Origin of the sequence: Pseudomonas sp. BN607 (genome assembly GCF_029871175.1) — a bacterium.
Taxonomy (GTDB): domain Bacteria; phylum Pseudomonadota; class Gammaproteobacteria; order Pseudomonadales; family Pseudomonadaceae; genus Aquipseudomonas.
Map to the genome: position 1 here is coordinate 175,669 of NZ_SSOE01000019.1, position 22,064 is coordinate 197,732.

Sequence of the window (22,064 nt, forward strand, 5' to 3'; positions counted from 1 at the left end):
CATAACTGCCGACAGGATAACCCGTCGGCAGTCATGGTGTTGCGCTACAGGTGGTGGATAACGGCAAGGTCCATGCGGCCGTAATCGGCACTTTCGCCGTGTTCGCCGCGTGGTGGCATGTGGTGGGTCTTCATTACCTGCTCGCCTTGCACGGTCTCCAGGTGAATATCGAAGCCCCACAGGCGGTGCAGGTGCTTGAGCACCTCCTCGGTCGAGTCGCCCAGCGGTTTGCGATTGTGCTGCTGGTGGCGCAGGGTCAGCGAGCGGTCGCCGCGGCGGTCGACGCTCCAGATCTGCACGTTCGGTTCACGGTTGCCAAGGTTGTACTGCGCTGCCAGTTGTTCGCGAATCACCCGGTAGCCGGCCTCGTCATGAATGGCGGGCACCAGCAAATCGTCACGCTGGTCATCATCGAGGATGCTGAACAGCTTGAGGTCGCGCATCACCTTGGGCGACAAGTACTGCAGGATGAAGCTTTCGTCCTTGAAGCTGCTCATGGCGAATTTGATGGTAGAAAGCCAATCACTGCCGGCAATCTCGGGGAACCAGTGGCGATCTTCCTCGGTGGGGTTTTCGCACATACGGCGGATGTCGGTGTACATCGCAAAGCCCAGCGCATAAGGATTGATGCCGCTGTAGTAGGGACTGTCGAAGCCAGGCTGGAACACCACGCTGGTGTGCGACTGCAAGAACTCCATCATGAAGCCTTCAGTGATCAGCCCCTCGTCGTACAGGTCGTTCATCAGGGTGTAGTGCCAGAACGTTGCCCAGCCTTCGTTCATCACCTGGGTCTGGCGTTGCGGGTAGAAGTACTGGGCGATCTTGCGCACGATGCGCACCACCTCGCGCTGCCAAGGTTCGAGCAGCGGGGCATTCTTTTCGATGAAGTACAGGATGTTTTCCTGCGGTTCGGCGGGGAAGCGCCCCTCATCGCGGTCGTTACCTTTTTCCGCGCTTTTCGGAATGGTTCGCCACAGGTCGTTGATCTGCCGCTGAAGGTGCTCTTCGCGCTCCTGTTGCCGGCGCCGCTCCTCTTCGGCGGAAATCGGATAAGGCCGCTTGTAGCGGTCGACACCGTAGTTCATCAGCGCGTGGCAGGAGTCGATCAAGTCTTCCACTGCATCGATGCCGTGACGCTCTTCGCACTGGGCGATGTACTGCTTGGCGAACACCAGGTAATCGATGATCGAGCTGGCATCGGTCCAGGTTCGGAACAGGTAGTTGCCTTTGAAGAAGCTGTTATGCCCGTAACAGGCGTGGGCGATCACCAGTGCCTGCATGCACATGGTGTTTTCTTCCATCAGGTAGGCGATGCACGGGTCGGAGTTGATCACGATCTCGTAGGCCAGGCCCATTTGGCCACGGCTATAAGACTTTTCCGTGCTGAGAAACTGCTTGCCATAGGACCAGTGGTGGTAGCCCAGCGGCATGCCGACCGAGGCGTAGGCATCCATCATCTGCTCGGCCGTGATCACCTCGATCTGGTTGGGATAGGTGTCCAGGGCGTAACGTTCGGCCAGGCGGCTGATTTCCCGGTCGTAGGTCTGGATCAGTTCGAACGTCCACTCGGACCCGGTGGAAATGGGTTGGCGTCTCTGTGCTCTGGCGGTCATGTGGCTAACCTGCGCTGGAAGAGTTCACGGAAGACCGGGTAGATGTCGCCGGCCGATACCAGCTGCTGTTGGGCAAACGTATCGGGGAATGCTTCGCCGATGCGCTCGTACTCATACCACAGCGCTTGGTGCTCACGGGGGGTGATCTCAACGTAAGTGTAGTACTGCACATGCGGCATGATCTGCTTGGACAGGATCTCGCGGCAGATCGGCGAGTCGTCGTTCCAGTTATCGCCGTCGGAGGCCTGTGCGGCGTAGATATTCCAGTCGCTGGCCGGGTAGCGCTCCGCCATGATCTCCTGCATCAGCTTGAGCGCGCTGGAGACGATGGTGCCGCCGGTCTCCCGCGAGTAGAAGAACTCCTCCTCGTCGACCTCACGGGCACTGGTGTGGTGGCGAATGAACACCACCTCGATGCGATCGTAATTTCGCTTGAGGAACAGGTACAGCAGGATGAAGAAGCGCTTGGCGATGTCCTTGGTGGCCTGGGTCATCGAGCCGGACACGTCCATCAGGCAGAACATCACTGCCTTCGAACTGGGGTTGGGCTGCTTGACCAGCAGGTTGTACTTGAGGTCGAAGGTGTCGAGGAAGGGCAGGCGGTTGATGCGCGCCTTCAGGCGTTCAATTTCCTGTTCGACTTCCTGGATGTCGGTGAAGTTATCCGGTTCTTCGACCTTCAGCCGGGCGAGTTCCTTCTGCGCCTCGCGCAGCAGGGCGCGGCTGCTGCCGGTCAGGGCGATGCGCCGGGCGTGGGCCGAGCGCAGGGTACGCACGATGTTGATGCGCGACGGGTTGCCTTCGTTGGCGATACCGGCGCGTACGGTCTTGAAGGTGTCGGCACCGGTCAGGTGACGCTTGACCAGATTGGGCAGTTCGAGGTCTTCGAACATGAATTCAAGAAACTCTTCCTGGGTGATCTGGAAGACGAATTCATCCATGCCCTCGCCGGAATTGCCGGCCTTGCCACGGCCGCCACCGCCACCAGCACCGCCTTGCGGCCGCGGGATGTGCTCACCGGCGGTGAACTCTTTGTTGCCTGGGTGCACGATGGTCTGCTTGCCCCCGCGACCGTGGTGCAGCACCGGTTCGTCGATATCGCGGCCGGGAATGCTGATCTGCTCGCCGTGTTCCATGTCCATGATGGAACGGCGGCTGACCGCCTCTTCGACGGCCTTCTTGATGTGTTCACGGTACCGCCGCAGAAAGCGCTGGCGGTTGACCGTGCTCTTGTTCTTGCCGTTCAGGCGTCGGTCGATAACGTAGCTCATGGTCCCTCCGGTAGCTGGGAACAGCTGCACGCTTCAAGCTACGAGCTGCTGCATGTAAAGCCAGCAAAGCAGCTGCCGCCGCCCAGGGCTGGTCTAGCAGCCCTGGGCGCACGGTGTATGGCTTGTCGCTTTATTGCGATTTCCTGACCCGCAGGTACCATTCCGACAGCAGGCGCACCTGTTTGTCGGTGTAACCACGCTCCACCATCCGGGTGACGAAGTCGTTGTGTTTCTTCTGGTCCTCTTTGCTGGCCTTGGCGTTGAAACTGATGACCGGCAGCAGGTCTTCGGTGTTGGAGAACATTTTCTTCTCGATCACCACCCGCAGCTTTTCATAGCTCAGCCAGCTTGGGTTCTTGCCGTTGTTGTTGGCGCGTGCGCGCAGTACGAAGTTGACGATCTCGTTGCGGAAGTCTTTCGGGTTGCTGATGCCGGCCGGTTTCTCGATCTTCTCCAGCTCCTCGTTGAGAGCGATGCGGTTGAGGATTTCGCCGGTTTCCGGGTCGCGGTATTCCTGGTCCTGGATCCAGAAGTCGGCGTAGAGCACGTAGCGGTCGAAGATGTTCTGGCCGTATTCGCTGTAGGACTCCAGGTAGGCAGTCTGGATTTCCTTGCCGATGAACTCGATGTAGCGCGGAGCCAGGTATTCCTTCAGATAGCGCAGGTAGCGCTCGCGGACCTCGGCCGGGAACTGTTCCTGTTCGATCTGCTGTTCCAGCACATACAGCAGGTGTACCGGGTTGGCCGCCACTTCATGCGGGTCGAAGTTGAAGACTTTTGACAGGATCTTGAAGGCGAAGCGGGTCGACAGACCATTCATGCCTTCGTCCACACCTGCGGAGTCGCGGTACTCCTGGATCGATTTGGCCTTCGGATCGGTGTCCTTGAGGTTCTCCCCGTCATACACGCGCATTTTCGAGTAAATGTTGGAGTTTTCCGGCTCTTTCAGGCGTGAGAGCACGGTGAACTGAGCCAGCATCTTCAAGGTATCCGGCGCGCAGTGGGCCTTGGCCAGCGAGCTGTTGATCAGCAGTTTGTCGTAGATCTTGATCTCGTCGCTGACGCGCAGGCAGTACGGTACCTTGACGATGTAGATCCGGTCGATGAACGCCTCGTTGTTCTTGTTGTTGCGGAAGGTGTGCCACTCCGATTCGTTGGAGTGCGCCAGCAGGATACCGGTATAGGGAATGGCCCCCAGGCCCTCGGTGCTGTTGTAGTTACCTTCCTGGGTAGCGGTGAGCAGGGGGTGCAGGACCTTGATCGGCGCCTTGAACATTTCGACGAACTCCATCAGGCCCTGGTTGGCCCGGCACAGTGCGCCCGAGTAGCTGTAGGCATCGGCGTCGTTCTGTGGGAATTCCTCGAGTTTGCGGATATCCACCTTGCCGACCAGCGCCGAGATGTCCTGGTTGTTTTCGTCACCCGGCTCGGTTTTGGCGATGGCGATCTGGTTGAGGATGGAAGGGTACAGCTTCACCACCCTGAATTTGCTGATATCGCCGCCAAACTCCTGCAGGCGCTTGGTGGCCCAGGGCGACATGATGGTGTTCAGGTAGCGCCGCGAGATGCCGTACTCTTCCTCGAGAATGGCCCCGTCTTCGGTGGCATTGAACAAGCCCAAGGGCGACTCGAACACCGGCGAGCCCTTGATCGCATAAAACGGCACCTTTTCCATCAGCTGCTTGAGTTTTTCGGCCAGCGACGACTTGCCGCCGCCTACCGGGCCCAGCAGGTAGAGGATCTGTTTCTTCTCTTCCAGGCCTTGGGCGGCGTGGCGGAAGTACGACACGATCTGGTCGATGCACTCTTCCATGCCATGGAAGTCGGCAAAGGCCGGATAGCGGCGAATCACCTTGTTGGAGAAGATGCGCGACAGCCTGGAGTTGGTAGAGGTGTCGATCAGCTCTGGCTCACCGATGGCCAGCAACAGCCGTTCGGCCGCCGATGCGTAGGCACTGCGATCCTCTTTGCACAGCTCGAGGTACTCCTGCAGCGAGAGTTCTTCCTGGCGCGTAGACTCGAAACGTTGTTGGAAGTGGCTAAAAATACTCATGACGTCACCTCGCTCGATACGTGGAGACGACGCCGGATCAGTCAGCTGATGCTGGCATGCAACCGGGTTCGCCGGTTGCTGTATACCCCCCAGAACACCCTGTAACGCTACCGATGACCCGCACGCCGGTGTACCGGCTCTCCCCTTTTTTGGATGGCCTGAGCTTAAGCGTAGTTGGTTATCCGCAAGGTCAAGGGGCGAGGAGCATAGAAGTTACGAACGACCGTTCGTCTGATAAGGCGCAAGCCCGCACGGGGCGCGGGCTGCAGTAAAAATGAAAAAATTATTCGGCGCTGTCCTGGGCGGTCTCGGCCGGGTAGGTGGCGCGCCACAGTTCAAAGCCGCCGTCGACGCTGTACACCTCAGAGAAGCCTTGGCCTGCCAGGTAGGCAGCGGCGCTCTGGCTGGAGTTGCCGTGGTAGCACACCACCAGGGTCGGGGCATCGAGGTCGGCGTTGCGGATGAAGTCGGCCACCGAATGGTTATCCAGGTGGCGGGCGCCAGTGATGTGGCCGGCAGCGAAGGCCTGCGGGTCGCGAATGTCGACGACTACCGCACCTTGCGCGCGCAGGGCCAGTGCCTGTTCGGGAGGGATGCGCTTGAATTCGCTCATGGGTACGGCTCTCTTCAGGGTTGATCGTTCAGTGTAGTGGGTTGTGCCGGTGGGCGGACGGTGCCGTCGTCGGCGCAGTCGCAGCGGTGGTATTCACCACTGTCGACGTTGTACAGGGTCATGGCGCCGCCCCATACGCAGCCCGTGTCCAGGGCAATGACGTCAGGCTGCTGGACACGCCCTTCCAAGGCCGCCCAGTGGCCGAAGATGATCTTCACGTGGCGTGAGCGGCGGTCCTTGTGGGCAAACCAGGGCTTGTAGCCTTTAGGGGCAGTGCCAATGCCTTCTTTGCTCTTGAGGTCGAGTTTGCCCTCGGCGGTACAGAAGCGCATTCGCGTGAAATAGTTGGTGATGACCCTCAGGCGCTCGATGCCGGTGAGGTTCTTGCTCCACTTGTTCGGCTCGTTGCCATACATGCCGTCCAGATAGAGCTTCAGGCGACCATCGTCGCGCAGCACCTGCTCCACCTCCTCAGCCAGCTTCAGGGCCTGCCCCAGCGTCCACTGCGGCGGGATGCCGGCATGCGACATGGCAATGCCCCTGGCTTCATCGTAATGCAGCAGCTTTTGCTGGCGTAGCCAGTCGAACAGCTGGTCGGCATCTGGCGCTTCGATGATCTCGCGCAGGGTATCGCTTTTCTTCAAGCGCTCGACGTTGTGCCAGGCGGCCAGCAGGTGCAGGTCATGGTTGCCCAGCACGCAGACCAGCGACTGGCGGATCGAGTACAGGAAGCGCAGGGTTTCCAGTGACTCGGGGCCGCGGTTGACCAGGTCGCCGACCAGCCATAGGCGGTCGACGGCTGGGTTGAAGCTGACGCGTTCCAGCAGGCACTTCAGCGGCTGCAGGCAGCCCTGCAGGTCACCGACGGCATAGGTGGCCATCAGTGCAGGGCCCCTGGTACCGCCAGGCGGAACGGGGCGATCTGGGCGTCGAAGCGTTTGCCGTCTTCGGCGAACATCTGGTAGCTGCCCTGCATGGTGCCCACGCGGGTGCTGATGACTGCGCCGCTGCTGTAGGTGTGGCTCTGGCCGGGGTCGATGTTGGGCTGCTGGCCGACTACGCCGGCACCGCGTACTTCCTCGACCTCGCCGTCACCGTTGGTGATCAGCCAGTGGCGCGACAGCAGCTTCGCCTTGAGCGAGCCGTTGTTCTGCACGGTGATGGTGTAGGCGAACGCGAAACGACTGTTTTCGGGGTCGGATTGTTCTTTGAGGTAGCGGGTCACGACGCTGACGTCGATTTGATAGCGGGGGTCGGACATGCAAGGGCCTTGGCGAACTGACGCAATAATGCAGTCTAGGCCATTGGCAGGGGGGAGGGCCAGCGGTGAGGGGACTTGGGGGTTGGGTTGTATGTTCTGGCCTGTTAGCGGGCACGCCCGCTAACAGGTCGGTACAGGCTGGATCAGGATTGTTGCTGATCAGCCAGCTGGTCGGCCAGGCGCACGAAAGCGGCGAGGTCCAGCTGTTCAGGGCGCAGGCTGCCGTCCACGCCGGCTGCCTCGATGGCCGCGCTGTCGAGCAGGCCTTTGAGGGTATTGCGCAATGTCTTGCGACGCTGGTTGAAGGCCTCGCGAACGACGCGCTCCAGTAGCAGGTGGTCCTTGGCCGGGAACGGCAGCACCTCATGGGGTACCAGGCGCACGATCGCGGAGTCCACTTTCGGCGGCGGGTTGAAGGCACCCGGGCCAACGTTGAACAGGTGCTCCACGCGGCAATGGTACTGCACCATGATCGACAGGCGCCCCCAGTCACCACCACCCGGGCCGGCAGCCATGCGTTCGACCACTTCCTTCTGCAGCATGAAGTGCATGTCGCGGATCAAGCCGGCATGGCTGAGCAGGTGGAAGATGAGCGGGGTAGAAATGTTGTAGGGCAGGTTGCCCACTACCTTGAGGCTGCGCGGTGGCACGCCCAGCTGGTTGAAGTCGAACTTCAGGGCGTCGCCCTGGTGCAGGCGGAAGTTGCCCCGATCGGCGAACTTGTGCTGCAGGATCGGCACCAGGTCTTTGTCCAGTTCCACCACATCCAGCTGTGCGCCGCTGCCCAGCAGGCCCTCGGTCAGGGCACCCTGGCCCGGGCCGATTTCCAGCAGGTGCTCGCCAGCCTTGGCGTTGATGGCACGCAGGATGCGGTCGATGATGCCGGCGTCGTGCAGGAAGTTCTGGCCGAAGCGCTTGCGCGCCCGGTGTTGGTATTGCTCGTTCATGGTCGGTTCTCGGCCATCTGGTAGGCGGTTTCCAGCGCGACGCGCAGGCTGCCGGTGTCGACCTTGCCGCTGCCGGCCAGGTCCAGGGCGGTGCCGTGGTCAACCGAGGTGCGGATGATCGGCAGGCCCAGGGTCACGTTCACCGCAGCGCCAAAGCCCTTGTACTTGAGTACGGGCAGGCCCTGGTCGTGGTACATCGCCAGCACCGCGTCGCAGTGCTCCAGATATTTGGGGGTAAACAGGGTATCGGCCGGCAACGGCCCGCGCAGGTCCATGCCTTCGCTGCGCAGGCGGGCCAGTGTCGGCTCGATGATGTCGATTTCTTCGCGGCCCAGGTGGCCGCCTTCACCCGCGTGCGGGTTGAGGCCGCACACCAGGATACGCGGGCTGGCAATGCCGAACTTGTCGCGCATGTCGGCATGCAGGATACGGGTAACGCGCTCGATGCGCTCGGCAGTGATGGCGTCGGCAATGTCGCGCAGTGGCAGGTGCGTGGTCACCAGGGCCACGCGCAGGCCACGGGTAGCCAGCATCATCACCACTTGCGCGGTGTGGGTCAGTTCGGCCAGGAATTCGGTATGCCCGGAAAAGGCGATACCGCTTTCGTTGATCACGCCCTTGTGTACCGGAGCGGTGATCATCCCGGCGAAGTGCCCGTCCAGGCAGCCCTTGCCTGCGCGGGTGAGGGTTTCCAGTACGAACGCGGCATTGGCCTTGTCCAGCTGGCCTGCCGTCACCGGGGCTGCAAGGGGGGTATCCCAGACGTACAGGCTACCTGCTGGCGCCGGCTGCTCGGGCCAATGGCCCGGCGCGACCGGCAGCAGGTCGACGGCCAGCCCCAGCTGCGTGGCCCGCTCGGCGAGCAGGTCACGGCTGGTGATGGCAATCAGGGGGTGGGGCTGGGCGTCTGCGGCGAGCAGCAAGCAAAGGTCGGGACCTATGCCGGCCGGCTCGCCGGGGGTGACGGCAAAGCGCAGGGGCTTCACTGGGCGGCCTGGTCGGCGCCAGGCAGCTTGATTTCAACGTAGGCTTCGTCGCGGATCTGGCGCAGCCAGGTTTGCAGCTCTTCGTCGTACTTGCGGTTGCGCAGTACGCTCAGGGCCTGCTGTTCGCGCGCCTGCTCGGTGCTGTCGGTGGCGCGGCGCCCCAGCACTTCCAGAACATGCCAGCCGTACTGGGTCTTGAACGGTTTGGTCACGACGCCTTGTTGGGCGTTGGCCATCTGCTCGCGGAACTCCGGTACCAGGCTGTTCGGGTCTACCCAGTTGAGGTCGCCGCCGTTGAGTGCCGAACCTGGGTCTTCCGAGAAGCTCTTCGCCAGTTCGCCGAAGTCTTCGCCGTTCTTGATGCGGTCGTACAGGCGCTCGGCCAGTTGCTCGGTGGCCGCATCGCTGCGGATCTCGCTTGGCTTGATCAGGATGTGGCGCACGTGCACTTCGTCACGCAGTACGTTCTCGCTGCCGCCACGCTTCTCCTCGAGCTTGAGGATGATGAAGCCGTTAGGGATGCGGATCGGCTGGGTGATTTCACCCACCGGCATGCTGCTGAGCATCTTGGCGAAGTCCGGTGGCAGCTGGCCGGCTTTACGCCAGCCCATTTCGCCGCCTTCCAGGGCGTTTTCGCTGGCGGAACGGGCAATGGCCATCTGGCCGAAGTCCGCGCCTTGCTTGAGCTGCTGGTACACATCGCCGACCTGGCGTGCAGCGGCCTGGATGGCCTCCGAGTTGGCGGCCTCCGGGGTCGGGATCAGGATGTTGGCCAGGCGATACTCTTCCGACATCTGCATCTTGCCCATGTCCGAGTTGAGGAAGTTTTTCACTTCCTGCTCCGAAACCTGGATGCGTTCGGCGACGCGGCGCTGGCGCACGCGGCTGATGATCATCTCGCGTTTGACCTGCTCGCGGGCGTCATCGAACGACAGCCCGTCGTGGGCCAGGGCGGCGCGGAACTGGTCCAGCGACATGCCGTTGCGCTGGGCAATGGTGCCGATGGCCTGGTTCAGCTCTTCGTCAGTGATGCGGATGCCGGAGCGTTCGCCGATCTGCAACTGCAGGTTCTCGACGATCAGGCGTTCCAGTACCTGCTGTTCCAGAGCGCTGGTCGGCGGCACGCCGCCGCCGCGTTTGGCGATGGTTTGCTGCACCTCATGGACGCGCTGGTCCAGCTGGCTTTGCATGACCACGTCGTTGTCGACGATGGCCACCACGCGATCAAGGGGTTGTACCGCGGCATGCACCGCGCCACTCAGCATTGCAACGCCCAGCAACGCCGGGCGCAGTCGATCAATAAGCTTGGTCTTCACGTTCACGGTAACCTTGAATGCCTTGGTCGAGGAAAGATTCGACCTTGTTGCCAACTACGCCACCGAGGCCTTTCAGGACGATCTGAAGGAAGACACCGTGGTCGCCTTGTTCGTTCTGTGGCAGCGCTTGGCTGAAGTCGTCGTAATCGATCCAGTAACGGTTGATCAGGCGCAGCTTCCAGCAGCAGTTGTCATACTCGAAACCGCCCATGGCTTCCAGGGTGCGGTTACGGTTGTAGTCATGCTGCCAGCGAGCGATGACGCTCCACTGCGGAACGATCGGCCAGATGACCGAGAAGTCATGCTGCTGGATCTTGTAGTAGTCCTTCACATAGTTAGCACTGCCCGGGGTGCCATAGTCGCCGCCGCCCACTTTCCAGGTACCCGTCGTGGAGTCGTAGGCGATGGTGTCGTTACGGTAGCGATAACCGAGGTTGACCACCTTGTTCGGGTTGTCTTCAGGCTGGTAGTGGAACATCGCGGCGCCCGAGCGTGGGCTGCGGGTGTCCGGGTCCCAGTTGTAGTTCGAATTGAAGCGCCAGTCGCGGTTGAAGTAGTAGTTGTACATCAGCGCGTACGGCGACACATTCGACTGCGAGTCGGTGCGGGTGCGGTAGTCGATACCCGGCAGCTGGACTTTGCGATCCTTGAAGTAATAGGCCTGGCCGATGCTGAGGTTCTGTCGCTCGAAGCCATTCTCTTCGATCCAGCGGGTTGTCACGCCCAGCGAAAGTTTGTTCTCGTCGCCGATACGGTCGATGCCGCTGAAGCGGTTATCGCGGAACAGCGAGTCGTAGCTGAACACCGTTTCGCCCGTGCTGAACAGCGGGATATCGGTCTGATCTTTGTATGGTACGTAGAGGTAGAACAGCCGCGGCTCAAGGGTTTGGCGGTAGTTGGTACCGAACAACGAGGTGTTACGGTCGAAATACAGGCCACTGTCGACACTAAGAATCGGAATATCCCGGTTCTGGTTGCTCTTGAAGTCACCGTAAAGATCGATCCGTTCGGGATGATCGATAAGGTCTTGCTTACCCTTACTATCCAGATCAAGATCATAGTGGGTGTACATATACTTCAGCTTCGGCGTGATGTAGCCGTAGCTCGCTTCCATAGGCAGACTCATGGAAGGCGCGACGTTCAGACGCGTACCGTTGGAGCGGGCGTTACCGAAGATATTCTGGTCCAGACGGCGCCCGCCCAGCACGTCTCCGGTTACAGGATCGACTACAACCCCGGCAGTTGTATCCGGTTGGCCATCCTCGTTGAACACCAGGTCATTCTTCAGGTCGCGCTCAAAACGAACGGCTTCGGTTTCATATCCGAAGTTCAAGCCGCCAGGCTCGAACGGCAGCTTACCGTTCAGGGTAATCTGCGGCAGGCGATCATAAGGTGTGATCTTCGAGATGGTGGCCATCTCGTACGCATGCACGTTCAGGCGCGCGGTGTATCCCTCGCCACGGTATGTAAGCGCACCCTGCTGATTCAGCAGGTCCTTGCTCTCAACACCGATCTGGTCGGATTCCAGGTCCTGGAAGTAGAACGGGTCGCTGATGTCGGTGTAGTCCACCTCGGTCATCAGGCGCTCGTTCAGCCCGCCCTTATGCTGCCAGTTGACCATCCAGCGCTGATCTTTGTAATCAGTCTGGTCTTTGCGGTCGTCGTTCTTGTCGTTCAGGTAGGCGCCGCCGAACTGGCCTTCGCTCGAAGGCGTCAGGTAGCGGAACTCGCCTTCCATCAGCAGGCCGCGCTTGGCCATGTAGCGAGGGTACAACGTGGCGTCATAGTTCGGCGCCAGGTTGAAGTAGTACGGCGTGACCAGCATGAAGCCGGTGTCGCTGCTGGTGCTGAACGATGGCGGCAGGAAGCCGGACTGGCGACGGTCGTCGATCGGGAAGTAGATGTACGGTGTGTAGAACACCGGGAAATCCTTGACCCGCAGCGTGACGTTGGTCGCAGTACCGAAACCGGTGGCCGGGTTCAGCGTGATGTTGTTGCCCTTCAGCTGCCAGGCGTTGCTGCCTGGTTCGCAAGTGGTGTACGTACCGTCCTTGAGGCGGATGATGGCGTTTTCGCCACGCTTGGCGTACAGGGCGCTGCCGCGGATGTGCGACTTGTGCATCACGTATTCGGCGTTGTCGACCTGAGCTTCGCCGGTGTCGAGCTGAATTTGTGCCTCGTCACCGACCACCAGCGAGCCGTTGTCACGGATCTTGACGTTGCCCTTGAGCTCGCCCCGGTTCTCGGTCTGGTAGAGGTTGGCCTCGTCGGCCTCGGCCTGCATGCTGCCCTGGCGCATCACCACGTCACCGGCAAGCGTCGCGATCTGCTGCTCCTGCTGGTACTTGGATACCTTGGCGTTGATGTAGGTCGGCGACTCGTCCTTTGGCGTGGTGTCGGCCATGCCCGGGCGGGTTGGCTCGATATACGCGCCACCGCAGTACGGGCCGGTTTCGGCCAACTGTGCGGCGGTGAGCTTTTCACGCGGAACCCAGTCCAGGTGGCTGTAGTCTTCGCTGCGCGACTTCAGGGCACGGCCTTTGGCCTCGGTAACCAGCATTGGCCGGTCCGCGGTTTCGCCTTCGCTCGCGGCTTCAGTGCCGGAGCTGACAGCAGCACCCTCGTGCACCGGGCGCGGCGGCAGGTTGTTGACTGGAGCCTTGGGCTTGCAGTCCCAACCACCGGCGGCGGACACTTGGCAGTCGAACTGTTCGGCTGCTACCACGTATGACGTGGCCAAAGGTTGCAGGGCCAGCAGACCGCCGGTTACCAGCAACGGAAACTTTCTACGAAACGCGGGGGATTTCAATGCCATCTTATTAGTCCGGGCTTCCTGCGTGCCATCTGCCCGCGTGTGGGGCCGCACGCCTCTCGATGGTCTGAAAAAGATGCTGGATAATAAAGCATGACCCGCTTGACGGCTAGGGCCGTCGGAGACCCTTGTAATGCCTGAACACGATGTACGCCTGCAACAACTGACGGTCTGGCTCGCTGAGCAGCTCAATGATCTTTTCCGGAACAACGCCTGGGGCGAAGTGCCCGCAGGCAGCCTGACCGCAGCCAGCAGCGACGCCAGCTTCCGTCGTTACTTCCGCTGGCAGGGCGCTGGCCACAGTTTCGTGGTGATGGATGCACCGCCGCCCCAGGAGAACTGCCGACCGTTCGTCGCCATCGATCACCTGCTGGCCAGCGCCGGCGTGCATGTGCCGCTGATTCACGCTCAGGACCTGGAGCGCGGGTTCCTGCTGCTGGGCGACCTGGGCCACCAGACATACCTAGACATCATCGATGCCGACAACGCCGACAGCCTGTTTGCCGACGCCATCGACGCGCTGCTGAAATTCCAACGTCTGCCGATGGACGCGCAGTTGCCCTGCTACGACGACGCCCTGCTGCGCCGCGAAGTTGAACTGTTCCCCGAATGGTACGTGGGGCGTGAGCTTGGCCTGGCCCTCAGCGATAGCCAGAAGGCCACCTGGCAGCGCGTCAGCCAGCAGTTGATCGACAGCGCCCTGGCGCAGCCCAAGGTGCTGGTGCACCGCGACTACATGCCGCGCAACCTGATGCAGAGCAGCCCGAACCCTGGCGTGCTGGACTTCCAGGATGCTGTGTACGGCCCGGTCACCTACGACATCACCTGCCTGTTCAAGGATGCCTTCCTCAGCTGGCCCCAGGCGCGGGTCGAAGGCTGGCTGCGTGATTACTGGCAGAAAGCATTGGCTGCCGGCATCCCGGTGCAGCCTGATTTCGAGGCCTTCCAGCGCGCCAGCGACCTGATGGGTGTACAGCGGCACCTCAAGGTGATCGGCATTTTCGCGCGCATCTGCCACCGCGACGGCAAGCCGCGTTACCTGGGCGACGTGCCGCGTTTCTTCGCCTATATAGAAGAAGTGATCGGTCGCCGGCCCGAATTGGCGGAGCTGGGTGAACTGATTGCCGAGTTGCAGGCCGGAGCGCGTGCATGAAGGCAATGATCCTGGCAGCGGGTAAAGGCGAGCGCATGCGCCCGCTGACCCTGCATACCCCGAAACCGCTGGTCCCGGTCGCCGGCCAGCCGCTGATCGAATACCACCTGCGCGCACTGGCGACTGCGGGCGTTACCGAGGTGGTGATCAACCATGCCTGGCTCGGCCAGCAAATCGAAGATCACCTGGGAGATGGCAGCCGTTTCGGCCTGGGCATCCGCTACTCGCCTGAGGGTGAGCCGCTGGAAACCGGCGGCGGCATCTTCAAGGCGCTGCCTTTGCTGGGTGATGCGCCCTTCCTGTTGGTGAACGGCGATGTCTGGACCGACTACGACTTCGCACGTCTGCTGGTTCCCCGGCAGGGCCTGGCTCACCTGGTGCTGGTCGATAACCCAGGCCATCATGGCCGTGGCGACTTCCGCCTGGCGGGCGAGCAGGTGGTTGATGGCGACGACGCACCGGGCACGCTGACTTTCAGTGGCATCTCGGTGCTGCACCCGGCGCTGTTCGAGGGTTGCCAGGCCGGGGCCTTCAAGCTGGCCCCGTTGCTGCGCCAGGCCATGGCGGCCGGGCAGGTCACGGGTGAGCACCACCGCGGCCACTGGGTGGACGTTGGTACGCTCGAGCGCCTGGCCGAAGCCGAGCGCCTGATCGGCGAGCGCGCCTGACATGTGGTGGGCAGGCACACTGATTGGCGCCGGCGCCGGCTTCGCCGTGGCGAGTATCCCCGGCGCCCTGCTCGGCGTGGTGCTCGGCCAGGCTTTTGACCGCCATTTGCGCCTGCAAGGATGGGAGGACATGCGCGAACGGCTGAGTGGGCGCCCGGCATTGGCTGACGACGAATTGCTGTTCGTGATGCTCGGGCGCCTGGCCAAGAGCGATGGCCGGGTAGCCGAGCAGCATATTCGGCAGGCACGCCAGGAAATGGTGCGCCTGGACTTGGCCGAGCCTGCCCGCTTGCGCGCCATCAATGCGTTCAACCGCGGCAAGGCGGGCAAAGACCGCCTGGGCGGCCATCTGCGCCGTATTCGCGAGCAGCCACATGCGGCAGAAGGGACCTTGCGGGCTTGCTGGCGCATGGTCTGGGCCGACGGCAAGATGGGTAACAAGGAGCGCGAACTGTTGCTGGACTGGGGCCAGCAACTGGGCCTCAGCCGGCGCCAAGTGCAGGCCATGTCGCTGGACTACGAACCACGCAAGGCTGCCGGAACGGAAGGGGTGGCCATGACCTATGCGGCGGCGCTGCGCTTGCTGGCGGTCGAGGCGGATACCGATGTCGACAAGATCAAGCAGGCGTATCGCCGGCTGGTCAGTCGGCATCACCCGGACAAGCTGGCAGGTACCGGTGCCAGCGAGGCGCAGGTACGTGAGGCAACCGAGCGCACCCGCGAGTTGCACCAGGCCTATGCCATGATCCGCAAGCGGCGGGGGCTTTGAAATAGCCGGAGCCGCAGAGCGGCCCCGGCGATCTCGGCTCAGCCCTGCGGGCTCATCCACCCCCGCACCCGGCGGAACAATTGCTCTTGCTCGGCCGCCTTGTTCCCAGGCATGGCCATCAGCGACAACTGGCGGTACTGGCTGTCTTTCTGCCGCTTGCTGGCTTGCAGCCGCAACTCGGCTGCGCTGCGATCGCTACTGCGGGTGACGTAGTAGATATCGGCTGTAGGCACCGTCAAAGTCGGCGCCAGGCTTTCCAGGTCATGCTCCACCCGCGCCGGCGTCTGCGCAGCCACCATTACCAGCTTCTGCACCTGCGGCGGTTGCTTCTCGCTCAGGTAGCGGGCTGCCCAATATGCACCGCTGCCATGGCCGATCAGCACGATGCTGCGCGCATTGTGCTGCTGGGCAAACGCCACGGCGGCATCCAGGCGGGCAAAAATGCGTTCGGCATCGGCCGGGTCGGTCTGTTCGCTGGCCAACTCGGCATCGGTGCTTTGCGCAGTGTCGGCATCGGCCGCAGTGGCCTGGGCGACGTTGGCGTTGGCGTCGGCGGGTACGTCCTTGGCCGGTGCGCTTTCACCTTGGGGTTTTTCGGGCTCGGCGGCTGGCTTGGCCTCCACCCGTGCCTGCGGGCTGTCGGCGAGCAGGTCGGGCAGGCTTATGCTCAGGCTGTGCCAGCCAATGTCGGGGAATTTTTGCCGTAGGGGGCCAACGGCATTTGGCCAGTCAGCCGTTTCACCGGCGCCGGGGACGATGATCACAGCCCCTTGCGGGTCACTGTCGTTGGCCGGTTTCCACAGGGCCAGGAAGCTGTCGGCACCCGCTTGCAGGGTTTGCTGCTCGGCCTTGGGCACCAGCCGCTCGAGGGCCTGGGCATCTTCTTGGCTACGCTCCAGAAGCGGCGGGCGCGGCGCTTCGGCAGCGGGGGCGGCAGCGGCGGCAGGTGGTTTTTCGGCGTCGGCGGCCAGGGCACCGAGTGGAAGGATCGAGGCCAGGCAGCACATTGCCAGCGTCGTGCGATAAAGTGTGGACATGAGTCAACCCAAGGCCAGAATGATACCGGCAGCCTAATAGTATTTGCCCGTGACGGCCATGCTGCAGGGCCGCCTTTGCCAAGACGAGCGTGTAGATGAAGCGAGTGCATCGCCTGTTGGTTATCGGCTGCTTGTGGCTGCCCTTGATTGCATTTGCGAGGCCTGAGGCGCTGCCCGCCGTTGTGCTGGAGCCTGGCCAACAGCAGTGGCTGGACACGCACCGCAGTTTGCGGGTCGGCCTGGTGCTGCAGGCACCCTATGCACAATTTGACCGGCGGCTGCAGCAACTCTACGGGGCCAATGTGGAGCTGGTCAGCAGCCTGGCGCAGGTGCTACAGCTGGACCTTACCTGGCGCAACTTCAGCGACCAGGCCAGCCTGGAGCATGCCCTGCAGAACGGCGAAATCGACTTTGCCCCGGGGCTTACCCAGACCCCGGCCAGCCTGCGCTTGTGGTTGTTCAGCGACCCCTACATGCGCGTACCGCAATTGGTGGTAGGGCCGCGCACCGGGGCCATGGCCTTGGAGCTGGAACGGCTTGAGCCCGAGCAGCGCGTGGCGGTGCGCATGCCAAGCCAGCTGGCGGATTACCTGCGCAGTAACTACGGCAACCTCAACCTGCAGGGCGTACCCAACGAGCGGGAGGCATTGCAACTGGTAGTGGGCGGCCAAGCCAGTTTCGCGGTGCTGGATGAAGCGCAGCTCAGCCGCTTGTCACGTGAGAGCGAGTTCGGCGAGCTGGCAGTGGTTGGTGATATCGGCCTGCCGCAGCTGCTGCGAATCGGTTCGCGACGCGATTGGCCGCTGTTGGCCGATGTGCTTGAACGCGGCCTGCAGGCGCTGCCGGCCAAAGAACTGGAGCAACTGCACCAGCGTTGGCTGCAGCCGAAGTACCCGCGCCTGAGTGAATCGCCTGGTTTCTGGCAGAACCTGGCCTTGCTGCTCGGCATGCTGTTGTTGTGTGCTTTGGCCACCCTGGTGTGGCAACGCAGGCAGCAACGTCAGCTGGAGCGCAGCCTGCTGACCACGCGTGAGAGCCTGGTGGAGCGCCAGGTGCGCGAAGAGGCATTGCGCTTGAGCCAGTTCGCCATCGACCAAAGCACGGTGGGCATCCTCTGGGTCAACTGGGACAGCCATGTGCGCTACGCCAACCACGCCGCCGAGCGCATGCTGGGTTATGCCGAGGGCGAGTTGCTGGAGCAGCCGCTGAGCGCCTTCGAGCCAAGCCTGAACATGGACCGCTGGCTGGAGCTGTGGAAGGGTGCGCGCGCTGGGGCGGGTGGTGTCGGCCAGTTCGAAACGCAGTGCCGTCGGGCTGACCACAGCTTGCTGCCGGTGGAGCTGTCCCTGAGTTTTCTGCGCTTTCGTGATTCCGAGTACCTGGTGGTCTACCTTGCCGATGTCACCGAGCGCCACCGTGCCCTGGCGGCCCTGCGCGAAAGCGAGGCGCGGCTCAAAGGCATCGCCGGCAACGTACCAGGGCTGGTGTTTCGGCTGGAGCGTGACCCGGCCGAGGGCGACCTGGAATTCCCCTACATCAGCGAGGGCAGCGAGGCTTTGGTGGGCTATGCACCCAGCGAGATTCAGCACCCGCAGATGGGCCTGCGCAACCTCGTGCACCCCGAAGACCGCGCCGATTACCATCGGGTGCAGGACTTGGCGCTCGCCAGCGATCAGGACTGGTCCTGGCAGGGGCGCATCCTTACCCGCGAAGGTGAACAGCGCTGGGCCGACATCAAGGCCAGTGCCCGGCACCTGGGTAACGGCCAGGTGGTATGGGACGGTGTGGTGTGGGATATCACCCAGGGCAAGCGGGCCGAGTTGGCGTTGGCCAAATCCCAGGAGCAGCTACGCGAGCTGTCGGCCCACCTGGAGAGCGTGCGCGAGGAGGAGAAGGCCCGCATCGCCCGGGAAGTGCATGATGAGCTGGGGCAGATGCTCACCGTGCTCAAGCTGGAGGTGTCGATGTGCGAGCTGGCTTTCGCCGAGTTGGACCCGGGCCTGAACGAGCGCCTGGCCAGCATGAAGCGTCTGATCGCCCAGTTGTTCCAGCTGGTACGCGACGTGGCCACCGCTTTGCGCCCGCCGATCCTCGATGCCGGCATTGCCTCGGCCATCGAGTGGCAGGCACGGCGGTTTGAGGCGCGCACGCAGATCCCTTGTCTGGTGCAAGTACCGGATAATCTGCCAGCATTGAGCGATGCCAAGGCCACCGGGTTGTTCCGCATCCTCCAGGAAGCGCTGACCAACGTGATGCGTCACGCCCAGGCCCATACTGTGGAGATTGAGCTGGTGCGTGAGAACGGGCAGTTGCGCATGACCGTCAGCGATGACGGCCAGGGGTTTTGCCGTGAGCAGACCAGGCCCACCTCGTTTGGCCTGGTAGGGGTACGCGAGCGGGTGCTGATGCTGGGCGGCAGCATGGTTCTGGACAGTCAACCGGGCGAAGGCACCAGCCTGAGCGTGGCCATTCCGTTGGAGTAGGAGAACAAGCGTGATTCGAGTGCTGGTGGCTGAAGACCACACCATTGTCCGCGAAGGCATCAAGCAGTTGATTGGCCTGGCCAAGGACATGCAGGTGGTGGGGGAGGCCGGCAATGGCGAGCAGTTGCTCGAAACCCTGCGGCACACGCCCTGCGAGGTGGTACTGCTGGATATCTCGATGCCGGGGGTGAACGGCCTGGAGGCCATTCCGCGGATCCGCGCGCTGCACGATGCGCCGGCGATCCTGATGCTGTCGATGCACGATGAAGCGCAGATGGCGGCCCGGGCGCTGAAAGCCGGCGCGGCGGGTTATGCCACCAAAGACAGTGACCCGGCGCTGTTGCTGACCGCGATTCGCCGGGTAGCCGGTGGCGGGCGCTATATTGACCCGGCACTGGCCGACCGCATGGTGTTCGAAGTCGGCCTGACCGAGTCCCGGCCCTTGCATACGCTACTGTCAGAGCGGGAGTTTTCGGTGTTCGAGCGCCTGGCTCAGGGCGCCAACGTCAACGACATCGCCCAGCAGCTGGCGCTGTCGAGCAAAACCATCAGCACCCACAAGGCGCGGTTGATGCAGAAGCTCAAGGTGAACTCGCTGGCGGAGCTGGTGAAGTACGCCATGGAGCACAAGCTGGTCTGATTGCGACATGTCTTGCGGCCTGTAGCGAGTCCCTGTGGGAGCAGGGCGCGGGGGAGCATTCCAATCCCGCCATTGTTGTAGGGCAATCCCTACAACGAATTTTCCATTCGGATGATGGCATTCTCTCAGCACCCCCGATTTCCGGGCGCTTGCGCCTCTTCTACTCTTTTGCCTACGCAGTCATCCAACAAGAAGGTGCAGGCATGAGCGAGGCGAAGTCGAACGCTGCAACCAGCGAAACGCTGGTCAGCTTCCGTGGTGTGCAGAAGAGCTACGACGGCGAGTCGCTGATCGTCAAAGACCTCAACCTGGATATCCGCAAGGGCGAATTCCTCACCCTGCTTGGCCCGTCCGGTTCGGGCAAGACCACCAGCCTGATGATGCTGGCCGGCTTCGAAACCCCCACCGCCGGCGAAATTCAGCTGGCCGGGCGCTCGATCAACAACGTGCCGCCGCACAAACGCGACATCGGCATGGTGTTCCAGAACTACGCGCTGTTTCCGCACATGACCGTTGCCGAGAACCTGGCCTTCCCCCTGAGCGTGCGCAACCTGAGCAAGACCGACATCAGCGAGCGCGTCAAGCGCGTGCTGAACATGGTCCAGCTCGATGCCTTTGCCAAACGCTACCCGGGCCAGCTGTCCGGCGGCCAGCAGCAGCGCGTGGCGCTGGCCCGCGCACTGGTGTTCGAGCCGCAGCTGGTGCTGATGGATGAACCGTTGGGCGCCCTGGACAAACAACTGCGTGAACACATGCAGATGGAAATCAAGCACATCCACCAGCGCCTGGGCGTGACCGTGGTTTACGTGACCCACGACCAGGGTGAAGCACTGACCATGTCCGACCGTGTGGCGGTGTTCCACCAGGGCGAAATCCAGCAGATCGCCGACCCGCGCACGCTGTACGAAGAACCCTGCAACACCTTTGTTGCCAACTTCATCGGCGAGAACAACCGTATCAACGGCACCCTGCTGGCCAGCGATGGCAAGCGCTGCCAGGTGCAGTTGCCACGTGGTGAGCGGGTCGAGGCGCTGGCGGTGAATGTCGGCCAGGCCGGCGAGCCGGTGACCCTGTCTATCCGCCCGGAGCGGGTGCGCCTGAATGGCCACAGCGAAAGCTGCGTCAACCGCTTTTCTGGCCGGGTGGCCGAATTCATTTACCTGGGCGACCACGTGCGGGTGCGCCTGGAAGTTTGCGGCAAGGGCGACTTCTTCGTGAAACAGCCAATTGCCGAGCTCGACCCGGCCCTGGCCGTGGGCGATGTGGTACCGCTGGGCTGGGAGGTGGAGCACGCCCGCGCGCTCGATCCGATTGCCGAAGCCCATTGATGGATTGCTTCACCAACCCTGTACTGTGGAGAGAATAATAATGCGCAAGCAGTTGAAACTGACCGCCCTGGCCCTGGGGCTGTTCGCCGCTGGCCAGGCCATGGCCGCAGACCTCACCGTGATCTCGTTCGGCGGCGCTAACAAGGCTGCCCAGGTCAAAGCGTTCTACGAGCCATGGGAGAAGGCGGGTAATGGCAAGATCGTCGCCGGTGAGTACAACGGCGAAATGGCCAAGGTCAAGGCGATGGTCGACACCAAGAGCGTGTCGTGGAACCTGGTAGAGGTTGAGTCGCCAGAGCTGGCGCGCGGTTGCGATGAGGGCATGTTCGAAGAGCTCGACCCAGCCCTGTTCGGCAGCGAGGACGACTACGTGCCCGGTGCCATCCAGCCTTGCGGTGTGGGCTTCTTCGTCTGGTCCACGGTCATGGCCTACAACGCCGACAAGCTCAAGACCGCACCTACCAGTTGGGCCGATTTCTGGGATACCAAGCAGTTCCCGGGCAAGCGTGGCCTGCGCAAAGGCGCCAAGTACACGTTGGAATTCGCACTGATGGCTGACGGTGTTGCGCCCAAGGACGTCTACAAAGTGCTGGCGACCAAGGAAGGCCAGGACCGCGCCTTCAAAAAACTCGATGAACTCAAGCCCAGCATTCAGTGGTGGGAAGCTGGCGCACAGCCACCGCAATTCCTGGCTTCAGGCGACGTGGTCATGAGCTCTGCCTACAACGGCCGTATTGCCGCTGTGCAAAAAGAGAGCAACCTCAAGGTGGTGTGGAACGGCGGCATCTACGACTTCGATGCATGGGCAATTCCTAAAGGCGCCAAGAACGTCGAAGAGGCGAAGAAATTCATCGCCTACAGCGTCAAGCCCGAGCAGCAGAAGATTTACTCCGAGAACATCGCCTACGGCCCGGCCAACGCCAAGGCGGTGAGCCTGCTGTCGGAAGAGGTGAAGAAGGACATGCCGACCACGCCTGAAAACATCGCCAACCAGGTACAAATCGACGTGGCCTTCTGGGCTGACAACAGCGAGCAGCTGGAGCAACGCTTCAACGCCTGGGCTGCGAAGAAGTAAACGACCAGCCTAAGGGGGCCGCTTTGCGGCCCCAATTCA

18 protein-coding genes are annotated in these 22,064 nt (G+C 62.2%); 7 read left to right on the plus strand and 11 right to left on the minus strand.

Annotation, left to right across the window (positions count from 1 at the left end):
* Positions 1–44: 44 nt before the first annotated feature.
* From E8E68_RS02520 to E8E68_RS02565, 10 genes are all read right to left on the minus strand, one after another.
* Complete coding sequence (locus E8E68_RS02520) at positions 45–1,613, minus strand: SpoVR family protein (RefSeq protein WP_110745853.1); 1,569 nt, start codon at positions 1,611–1,613, stop codon at positions 45–47.
* Positions 1,610–2,884, minus strand: coding sequence for a YeaH/YhbH family protein (locus E8E68_RS02525; protein ID WP_266030689.1), 1,275 nt, complete (start codon positions 2,882–2,884; stop codon positions 1,610–1,612). The genes E8E68_RS02520 and E8E68_RS02525 overlap by 4 nt, the downstream gene beginning before the upstream one ends.
* Before the next feature lie 130 nt (positions 2,885–3,014).
* Entirely contained in the window at positions 3,015–4,937 is a 1,923-nt protein-coding gene (locus tag E8E68_RS02530; protein WP_110745851.1) for a PrkA family serine protein kinase, read from the minus strand.
* Between the two features lie 283 nt (positions 4,938–5,220).
* Positions 5,221–5,550: a thiosulfate sulfurtransferase GlpE gene (gene glpE, locus E8E68_RS02535; RefSeq protein ID WP_110745850.1), complete on the minus strand. Its 330-nt coding sequence runs from the start codon at positions 5,548–5,550 to the stop codon at positions 5,221–5,223.
* A gap of 14 nt (positions 5,551–5,564) precedes the next feature.
* Positions 5,565–6,431, minus strand: coding sequence for a symmetrical bis(5'-nucleosyl)-tetraphosphatase (locus E8E68_RS02540; protein WP_266030696.1), 867 nt, complete (start codon positions 6,429–6,431; stop codon positions 5,565–5,567).
* A complete protein-coding gene (gene apaG / locus E8E68_RS02545) occupies positions 6,431–6,811 on the minus strand; it encodes a Co2+/Mg2+ efflux protein ApaG (RefSeq protein WP_110745848.1) in 381 nt (126 codons plus the stop codon). The genes E8E68_RS02540 and apaG overlap by 1 nt, the downstream gene beginning before the upstream one ends.
* A gap of 143 nt (positions 6,812–6,954) precedes the next feature.
* On the minus strand, positions 6,955–7,758 hold the full coding sequence (rsmA, locus tag E8E68_RS02550; protein ID WP_266030697.1) for a 16S rRNA (adenine(1518)-N(6)/adenine(1519)-N(6))-dimethyltransferase RsmA: 804 nt from the start codon (positions 7,756–7,758) through the stop codon (positions 6,955–6,957).
* Positions 7,755–8,744: a 4-hydroxythreonine-4-phosphate dehydrogenase PdxA gene (pdxA, locus tag E8E68_RS02555; protein WP_280339532.1), complete on the minus strand. Its 990-nt coding sequence runs from the start codon at positions 8,742–8,744 to the stop codon at positions 7,755–7,757. Before pdxA ends, rsmA begins: the two co-directional genes overlap by 4 nt.
* A complete protein-coding gene (gene surA, locus E8E68_RS02560; protein ID WP_177410784.1) occupies positions 8,741–10,066 on the minus strand; it encodes a peptidylprolyl isomerase SurA in 1,326 nt (441 codons plus the stop codon). Before surA ends, pdxA begins: the two co-directional genes overlap by 4 nt.
* The gene (locus E8E68_RS02565) at positions 10,041–12,875 is read right to left on the minus strand and encodes an LPS-assembly protein LptD (protein ID WP_280339535.1); all 2,835 of its coding nucleotides are present in this window, start codon (positions 12,873–12,875) and stop codon (positions 10,041–10,043) included. Before E8E68_RS02565 ends, surA begins: the two co-directional genes overlap by 26 nt.
* Positions 12,876–13,005: 130 nt before the next feature.
* Here E8E68_RS02565 and E8E68_RS02570 point away from each other — a divergent pair, with 130 nt between their 5' ends.
* Genes E8E68_RS02570 through E8E68_RS02580 form a run of 3 tightly spaced genes read left to right on the plus strand, consistent with a single transcriptional unit; the run spans position 13,006 to position 15,462 of the window.
* On the plus strand, positions 13,006–14,025 hold the full coding sequence (locus E8E68_RS02570) for a phosphotransferase (protein ID WP_266030704.1): 1,020 nt from the start codon (positions 13,006–13,008) through the stop codon (positions 14,023–14,025).
* Entirely contained in the window at positions 14,022–14,693 is a 672-nt protein-coding gene (gene murU, locus E8E68_RS02575) for an N-acetylmuramate alpha-1-phosphate uridylyltransferase MurU (protein WP_280339538.1), read from the plus strand. The genes E8E68_RS02570 and murU overlap by 4 nt, the downstream gene beginning before the upstream one ends.
* Position 14,694: 1 nt before the next feature.
* Positions 14,695–15,462: a TerB family tellurite resistance protein gene (locus E8E68_RS02580; RefSeq protein WP_266030705.1), complete on the plus strand. Its 768-nt coding sequence runs from the start codon at positions 14,695–14,697 to the stop codon at positions 15,460–15,462.
* Between the two features lie 38 nt (positions 15,463–15,500).
* Here E8E68_RS02580 and E8E68_RS02585 read toward each other — a convergent pair whose 3' ends face one another.
* Positions 15,501–16,499: an alpha/beta hydrolase family protein gene (locus tag E8E68_RS02585; RefSeq protein WP_266030707.1), complete on the minus strand. Its 999-nt coding sequence runs from the start codon at positions 16,497–16,499 to the stop codon at positions 15,501–15,503.
* A gap of 95 nt (positions 16,500–16,594) precedes the next feature.
* Between E8E68_RS02585 and E8E68_RS02590 the strand changes: the two genes are divergently transcribed.
* The 4 genes from E8E68_RS02590 (at position 16,595) to E8E68_RS02605 (ending at position 22,025) form a co-directional block, all read left to right on the plus strand.
* Complete coding sequence (locus E8E68_RS02590; protein ID WP_280339541.1) at positions 16,595–18,982, plus strand: transporter substrate-binding domain-containing protein; 2,388 nt, start codon at positions 16,595–16,597, stop codon at positions 18,980–18,982.
* 10 nt (positions 18,983–18,992) lie between these two features.
* Positions 18,993–19,622: a response regulator transcription factor gene (locus tag E8E68_RS02595; RefSeq protein ID WP_110747261.1), complete on the plus strand. Its 630-nt coding sequence runs from the start codon at positions 18,993–18,995 to the stop codon at positions 19,620–19,622.
* Between the two features lie 203 nt (positions 19,623–19,825).
* Positions 19,826–20,950: an ABC transporter ATP-binding protein gene (locus tag E8E68_RS02600; protein ID WP_110747263.1), complete on the plus strand. Its 1,125-nt coding sequence runs from the start codon at positions 19,826–19,828 to the stop codon at positions 20,948–20,950.
* A gap of 40 nt (positions 20,951–20,990) precedes the next feature.
* Entirely contained in the window at positions 20,991–22,025 is a 1,035-nt protein-coding gene (locus E8E68_RS02605; RefSeq protein ID WP_266030711.1) for an ABC transporter substrate-binding protein, read from the plus strand.
* Positions 22,026–22,064: the final 39 nt, after the last annotated feature.